At 65.6% G+C, this 7,320-nt stretch carries 6 protein-coding genes and 2 pseudogenes; 2 read left to right on the top strand and 6 right to left on the bottom strand.

The annotated features are described in order from the left end of the window. Positions 1–144 precede the first annotated feature (144 nt). Complete coding sequence (locus ACWD0F_RS51305) at positions 145–345, bottom strand: hypothetical protein (protein ID WP_449890335.1); 201 nt, start codon at positions 343–345, stop codon at positions 145–147. 24 nt (positions 346–369) lie between these two features. Continuing rightward, a pseudogene (locus ACWD0F_RS51300) lies at positions 370–495 on the bottom strand (helix-turn-helix domain-containing protein); the annotation flags it as partial. 244 nt (positions 496–739) lie between these two features. Here ACWD0F_RS51300 and ACWD0F_RS51295 point away from each other — a divergent pair. Together ACWD0F_RS51295 and ACWD0F_RS51290 are read left to right on the top strand one after the other, a co-directional pair. Beyond that, positions 740–1,237, top strand: coding sequence for a MarR family transcriptional regulator (locus ACWD0F_RS51295; protein WP_449890334.1), 498 nt, complete (start codon positions 740–742; stop codon positions 1,235–1,237). Positions 1,238–1,349: 112 nt separating this feature from the next. Then, positions 1,350–2,426 carry a hypothetical protein gene (locus ACWD0F_RS51290; protein WP_449890333.1) on the top strand — a complete coding sequence of 359 codons (1,077 nt, stop codon included), beginning with the start codon at positions 1,350–1,352 and terminating at the stop codon, positions 2,424–2,426. A gap of 57 nt (positions 2,427–2,483) precedes the next feature. Here the strand turns inward: ACWD0F_RS51290 and ACWD0F_RS51285 are convergent, their stop codons facing one another. The 4 genes and pseudogenes from ACWD0F_RS51285 to ACWD0F_RS51270 form a co-directional block, all read right to left on the bottom strand. Then, positions 2,484–5,312 (bottom strand): helix-turn-helix transcriptional regulator, encoded by a 2,829-nt coding sequence (locus ACWD0F_RS51285; protein WP_449890332.1) that lies wholly within the window; start codon positions 5,310–5,312, stop codon positions 2,484–2,486. Between the two features lie 376 nt (positions 5,313–5,688). Continuing rightward, complete coding sequence (locus tag ACWD0F_RS51280; RefSeq protein ID WP_449890331.1) at positions 5,689–6,264, bottom strand: TetR/AcrR family transcriptional regulator; 576 nt, start codon at positions 6,262–6,264, stop codon at positions 5,689–5,691. A gap of 184 nt (positions 6,265–6,448) precedes the next feature. Then, positions 6,449–6,931 (bottom strand): anthrone oxygenase family protein, encoded by a 483-nt coding sequence (locus tag ACWD0F_RS51275; protein ID WP_449890330.1) that lies wholly within the window; start codon positions 6,929–6,931, stop codon positions 6,449–6,451. A 29-nt stretch (positions 6,932–6,960) separates the two neighbouring features. After that, positions 6,961–7,320 (bottom strand): annotated as a pseudogene (locus ACWD0F_RS51270) (hypothetical protein); the annotation flags it as partial.

Genomic DNA, 7,320 nt, shown 5'->3' with positions numbered 1-7,320 from the left:
CGTCCTCCAGGTCGATCTCCGTCGATGCCTGGATCACATTACTCATCAGGTGTGTTCTCCTTGATCAGGAGTTACACCAGTGACCGTACAGTCCCCGACACGGTTCGCCTCTTTCTGCCGACCGATTCTGCGCGTACCGGCTGGTCAGAGCCCTACATTGCGCATCGCGTTGTCGCGCCAGCGGTCGTCCCTGGAACGCAGAATCTCCACGTAGACGACGTCATGGCCGTCCAGCACCGCCAGGTGCACCGTCTGGCGCAGGTCGGCCATGTACGGTAGCGCGACCGCTCTCAGGTTGCGGTGCCGGGAGGCGAGCTCGCCGTACTCGAACAGCTGGGTCCCCATATGCAGCCGGGACCCGTCGCGTTCCAGGAAACCGTACTCCAGCAGTTCCCTGACGAGCCGTGAGGTGGTCGCCTTCGGCAGCCCGGACCGGGCGGCTGATCTCCAGCACCCGCAACTCCGGGTGGTGGGCGTCGAAGGCGCCGAGCACAGCCGACACTCGGGCGACAGCCGAGTCAGCGACGTTCCGTTCAGCGGGACAAGCGTGCTGGGGAGAGCAGCTCAATGCAAGTGTTCGATACGGGTGATCGGCACGGGGTCTCCTTGGTCATGGCCTTGCCGCTGCCATCAGTGGCCATGATGAGCCCTTGTTTCCGGGCTACGGTTGACGGCTATCATATTGCTCTTGGAGCATATAATATCAAATTCGTATAATTGAGCTCTGGAGGCATGACGTATGACGTCCCCGACGCCCGAGAATGCCGATGTGGCGCGACGTCGACGACGGGTGACCGCGACGATCAAGGATTCACTGCGGGAGCTCAACACTCAGCTCTCCTTGCTCAACCATCAGGTCAGCGCACATGTCGACCTGAAGGACGTCGACTTCCTCTGCTTCGAACTGGTGAACCGGCATGGCCCGCTCAGCCCGAGCTCCCTCGCCAGGCTCGCCGGGCTGCACCCCGCCACCATGACCGGCATTCTCGACAGACTGCAACGCGGCGGCTGGGTCGTCCGCGAGCGCGACCCGGAGGCGTGCGACCGCCGCGCCGTCACTATCCGCGCCCTACGCGGCCGGAGCCCCGAGATGTTCCAGCTCTACAAAGGGATGAACACCTCGATGGACCAGATCTGCGACGGATACAGCGACGCGGAGCTCGAATTCCTTGCCGACTTCCTGCGCCGTGCCACCGTCGCCGGACGGGACGCAGCCGACCAGCTGGCTGACGACTGACCTCAGTGACCCGTCATCCCGGCAGGACGGGATGACAGCCGAGGATTTCGATGGATATGGCACCTACTCGGCATGGCCAAGACCCGGTGCCATCACAATCTGAGGGGACCTGATGGACCGCAGAACATGGTTGAAGGGTGCCGTCGCCGCGGCTGTCACCGGACCGCTGGAGGCGCCCAGCAGAGCGCATGCCGGCACCTACCATGTCGCCCTGTGCGAGCAATTCAGCAATACGATAAAGATCTTTCCGGTTGGTGCGGTGTGGGACCGGGGCAACCTGGTCTGGAGATGGACGCCGCCTGGCCTCGACACGTGGGTCGACCTCACCGACATCAAGTTTCGCGAGACGAGCGCGTACGGCTGGGTGGCCCTGGTCACAGCATCCGGTGGCAAGGTCGGCATCGTGGACATCGATACGAGCAGAAAGCGGTATGCCGACGTTGCGGACCTGCTCTGGTCCGCCAGGCCCTACGGCAACCCGCACGCGATCGAACGCATCCCCAACATCGGCGCCATCGTGACCGCGTCCGCGCGCGATGACTGGGACACCCCGTCGGAGTTGGGCGGACCTCGCCATCCCAAGAGTTCCGCAAATCCCCGTGGAGGTTTCCTCACTGTCTACGGGCCCGCCGACTCCGACGACCCCATGACCCTCACCAGGGTCGACGAGTTCGAGTATCCTGGCGCACACGGTCTTTGGTATGACGGCAGCCACTTATGGGCGCTCGGCTCCGAAAGCCTCACCCAGTACGAGATCGTCGGCCACCACCTCACGACCCGGCTCAAGCGAGTCGGCGCCAAGATCGGTGTCCAGGGCGGCCACAGCCTCGACGCCGACTACAGTGACTCCAGGTATCTGCTGATCGCCGAGGGCAGCACCGTCCGGAGATTTCACAAGGCGACCAGAATTTTCGAGCCGGTAACCCCGAGACGCGGTGTGAAGTCCTACTCCCGCGTCGCTTCCGGCGAGTCCTTCTGGGTGAAGTCGACGAAGGACGACGATACGGACCGCACAACCAACATCAACGCAGGTCTGCCCGGCGATGTCTTCCGCAGTTGGGTCAGCGACCGCGTGGACTTCTTCAGTGTCGCCGACCACACCCAGCCGGCCTTCAGCAAACGACTAATGAACTGGGGGTATGACGGTGAATTCTACAAGGCACGCGTTTCGAGCACCGACTTCACGTAGCCTTCGCGCCCCCGCGCAGTTCGCAGCGGCGACCCAGTCGGCAAGAGGCGTTCGGGCTCAGGCCGCATCGGTGGGGTTCTCCGTGACGTCCTGGCGCGCGAGCAGTTGAGCAAGAGCCATGCGTGAGGCCACGCCAAGCTTCCGGTAGACGTTCGACAGGTGGTAGGCGACAGTTCGCGGGCTGAGGAAGAGCCGTGTTGCGATGTCCTTGTTGCTCAGCCCTTTGATCGCTAGGTGGACCACGTTCGATTCCTGAGGGGTCAGCCTGTCCAACACGTCGGTGTTGCGCTCTTCACGAACGGCGGTCACACCGGACGCGCGTAACGCAGCGCGAGCGCGGTCGGCCCAGGGGATGGCGCCCAGGCGTTCGAAGCGGTCAAGCGCCTCGCGCAAGTACGTCCTGGCGCCGCCTTGCTTGCGTACTCTCCGCAGCCACTCCCCGTACAGCAGAAGTGTGCGCGCACACTCGAAGGGGCGCTCTTCCTTCACATGCAGGTCCAGGGCGGTCCTCCACAGCTCTTGGGCCTCGTCGTCCGATGCGATCAAGGCGCGACACCGGTAGGCGATGGCCGCGACCGCCGAATTGCCGGCCAGAGCGTCAGACCATTGCAGATAGTGGGCCAGAGGCTCCGCGGCTCGTTCCGGACAACCGAGACGTGCCGCGGCTTCGACTCGGTTCGGTGCGAGCTGCATGTAGAGGTAGCCATGAACGTCTGCTGTCACGAGCCCTGCGTGGGACAACGCGGCCTCATAGCGGCAGTAGCCCATGTTGAGCAGGCACAGTGCCAGCACCGCGTAGTGCGGCTCGTCTCGACTGCCGACGAACGCCTCACACCGGTAAGCCAGTTCGCGACACTCCGCTTCGTCGCCCGCCATCGCCGCGTGCATCGCAAGGATCTCGCGGTGCCGGGTCGCGGCCAACTCGCTCCCGGTCGCTTCAGCCAGGGTCAGGCCCTCTACCGCGTCCGCACGTGACTGGCGCAGCGCCCCGAGTTGGAGGCGCGCCCACGCCGACCTGTGGAGCACTTCTGCAAGACTGCCGGTCACTCCACGCTCGCGACATGCGGCGAGCGACGCAAGGGTTCTCGACAGCGCGGCTCGGTCATCGGCCACGAGCAAGAGCAGCCCAATGGTGAGTAGTTCGTCCGGCATCGTGTTCGCGGAAGCCGGACGTTCGATCAGGTGGTCGACCCGGTATCTCAGCTCGGAAGCTGCCTCGAAGCCCCCGGCGGCGAACTGCGCGGCAAGCTGAATCGCAACAAGCCGCGCACGCGCGTCCGCTTCCAGCTTCGCCACAACCGCGTCGATCAGGGGTGCGGCCATCTCATTGACCACCGGGTCAGGCGCGAACTGGAGTGCGCGGCACACGCTGGTCAACATGCGCTCCGCCACGTGTGGAGCAGTGTGCACCAGCGGTGAGACAGCATGGAGCAACGTTCGACAAGCGGCCGAGCTCGACGTCCGCGCGTACTCGAAATGGGAAGAGATGAGCGCGATCTCTGCCGCAGCCTCGGGGTCGGGTGCAAGCAACGACGCTCGGGTGGCCACCTCCGCCGCCGCGTTGAGACGCCCGGTGCTGACGTCGGATTGAGCTGATGAGATCAGCAGCCGTACGCGCCTGCGCTGATCGGCGGTGAACGACGCCGCGCGTTCGTACGCCGTGGCGCTCGCCGCGTACGAGCCGCGCGCCGAAGCGCGGTTCGCGGCCCCTTCGAGTGCGATCGCGACCGCATCGTCAAGGCCTGGTGTGCCGGCGGCCATATGCCAGGCTCTGCGGTCCGCCTGTTCTTCGCGGTGCAACACCAGCGCGAGCGTCTGGTGGATCTCGAATCTCTGAACCAGAGTCGCCTGTTGGTAGACGACCCGGCGGATCAGTGGATGGCGGAAGGTCAGCGCGGAACCACTCAAGTGGATCAGGCCAGCCGCTTCGGCCGGTTCAAGGTCCGCAAACGACGCACCCACGCGCCCGGCCGCCGCCAAGAGTACGGTCAGGTCCCCGCTCTCGTCGGCAGCTGCGGCGAGGAGCAGCAGAGTCCGCGCGGGCGCTGGTAGCGCCCGCACACGGTCACCGAATGTTCTCTCTGCTCGATCCGGGGCGGGTCCTGGCAGCAAGAGGAGATCCATCTCGTTGAACGCTTCAAGGCCGGACTCGATGAGGGCGGCGCCGAACTCGACCAGCGCCAGGGGATTGCCGTCAGCGGCAGCCACTACGCGACGGCGTGACGTCTCGTCCAGGCCAGGTTGCAGTTGAGTGAGCAACGTGTGAGCTGCGGTTTCCTCCAGGCCGGTCAGGCGCATTTCGGGCAGATCCGGGTCGTCGAATTTGCGTTCACCATCGCGCACCGAAAAGAGCATGACCACGCCCTCGGTGCCGAGCCGGCGCGCCGCAAACCACAACGCGTCCGCCGATACCTGGTCCACCCAGTGCGCATCATCGATCACACAAAGCAATAAGCCTCGGTTTGCGAGGCGGGACAGCAGACTGATCACAGCTAAGCCGACGAGAAAGCGATCCTGATACGTAATCGGTGGTGTGTCGCTCGTGAGCATCCCGAGGGCACTGCGCAGCGCCACGGCCTGCGCGACAGGCAGCGCATCGATCTGTTCCACGAAGTCGCCGAACAGCATATGCAGGGCTGCGTACGGCAACTCGGCTTCGGCTTCGACGCCACGCACATGGACGATGCGTGCGTTGACCCCCGGCCGGATGTCCGCCGTGGCAGCCATGGCCCAATCCAGCAGCGCAGACTTGCCGATGCCCATGGGACCGTGGACGACCAGCGCATGGCTATGCCCGCGGCATGCCCTGTCGAGAATCTCCGTGATGACCGCAGTCTCGGTTTCGCGTCCCAGAAGGGCCGCTGACCGCGCTTCTCCCGATCCCATGGCCCTTTGGCTCATGTTCGACCGCCAGCAGACATACCGTTGTGCGTGGGATGACCCGGCGGCAGCTGGCGGGAGCCATACTCGGTCATGCTCGGATGATTTCGTCCGCTCAAAGAATTCTCATTCTGATGGCGAGGGGTCTGACGTGAGTTCTGCTGACGCAAGCTCTCTGCGTTTCTTCCAAGGCTTCGGTGCGCTGCGCACGTGCCAGGGCGCGCCGTCGAGGGGGAGGCCGTGCAGGAGAACGAAGTCCGCTCAGGTCCAGTCGTCGGCGACGTAGGTCCGGGGCGACGACTTCCTGCCAGCTGCCGGACAGCGTGACCGAGGCTGTCCCTGAGCGGACTTCGGACGGGAAGGCCGGCGTTTGCCAAGGTGGTCAGCCGGTGCCGAGCAGTTGGGCGATGCGCCGGCCGACCTGCTCGACGGGGAGCTGCCGACGGCCGGCGCGGGCCAGGACCAGCGCGCCTTCGATCAGGGCGAGTACCGTCGCCGCGAGCTCGTCCGCCTCGGCCGCGTCATGACCGTCGGCTCGCAGGGCATCGGCCAGCCCCCGCTGCCAGCCCGCGTAGATACCACCACAGATCAGCTGCAGGTCGTCGTTGGTCGCGGCCACCTCCAGTGCCACGGTCGCCACCGGGCAGCCCTTGGCGTAACCGGCCGCCACCATCCGGTCGGCCAGCGCGTCCAGCAGAGCCAGGACGAGGTCGCGGGAGGTGGGCGCCGCCTCAGCCAGCTTTGCCACGATGCCGTCGACCTCCCGGCCCGCGGCGACGAGGGACTCGCCGACCAGCTGGTCCTTGCCGCCCGGGAAGTGATGGTACAGCGAACCCCGGGGGGCGCCGGCCACCGCGAGCACCTCATTGAGCCCGGTGCCGTGATAGCCCTTCGCCTCCACGAGCGTCCGAGCCGCGTCGATCAGCCGCGCCCGTGTCTCATCACCCTTGATCGCCACGCGCATATGATAGACCGATCTGCATAATCGCGTCTAGATCATCCGAACGCCGGCCGACTCGCGTGACACGGTCGCGACTGCGGGAATGGAGGCCGGCACCGAGGCGGCTTTGCGCCGGACCCGTCCGGGCCAGCGGGGGTGGTCCGGCCCGACGGTGTCCTGGTTCGATTTCCCGCGGTGAGTGTTACGTTCGTGTGGCTTTTCTCGTCGCGGCGGTGATGAGGGAGACGAATGCGATGACGGCCGCGCTTGTCCGCAGGGCGTGGGCGATCTGCCAGCGGTCACGAATGTTCGCCCAGTTCATGGGAGGTGCCTGAACGCGCCAGGTGAGCTGATCGGCGTTGATGGGCAGATTGATCACGAGTGTCAGGGCGAAGATCGCGAGTAGTAGCGCGAGTGCGATCAGGTTGAGCCAGAACGTGCGTCCGCGCGATGTGAACCTGAAGGCAAGCAGGAGCGCCGTCGAGATCAATGCCGGTAGGAGCGTGGCGGATGCGAGCGTGTCCAGTGAGTCGAGTTCGACCTGCCGGACTTGCGTGTATACATGCAGGTCGTAACTGCGGAGCGATGTTTCGAGGACGAGGACCGCGACGACGAAGCCGGTGAAAAGGCCCGTGAACATCAGGCTCACCCGTTGCGCGATCCGGATGACCATGGTGTCGGTCACGGCCGTTCCTCCCTGGTCAAGCCGGGAGCTCATGAGCTGGCCGACGTCGCGAAGGCGGTGGCGTTGTCGGTGGCCCAGGCAGCGAAGGTGAGCGCGGGACGGCCCAGGAGTTGTCGCACGGTGTCCGTGGTGGGGCCCGGCGCGCGGGCGTAGTCGGCCAGTGAGCCGAGCAGCCGGTCAGCGATTTCCTCGGGCAGGCCCTGGGCGAGCATGGCCTGGCGGATCTGCTCGGGGGTAAGTTCCTGAAAGGTCAGTGCCCGGCCGATGGCCTCGCCTATGAGGCGGACCTTGTCGTGCTGGGTGAGCGACTGCGGGCCGGTGAGCAGGTAGGAGCGCCCCTCGTGTGCGGGGTTGACGAGCGCCGCGACCGCCACCTCTGCGATGTCGCG

Source organism: Nonomuraea sp. NPDC002799 (genome assembly GCF_053592075.1).
Note: the sequence above shows the minus strand (reverse complement) of the source record. Positions and strands in the feature narration are given on the sequence as shown.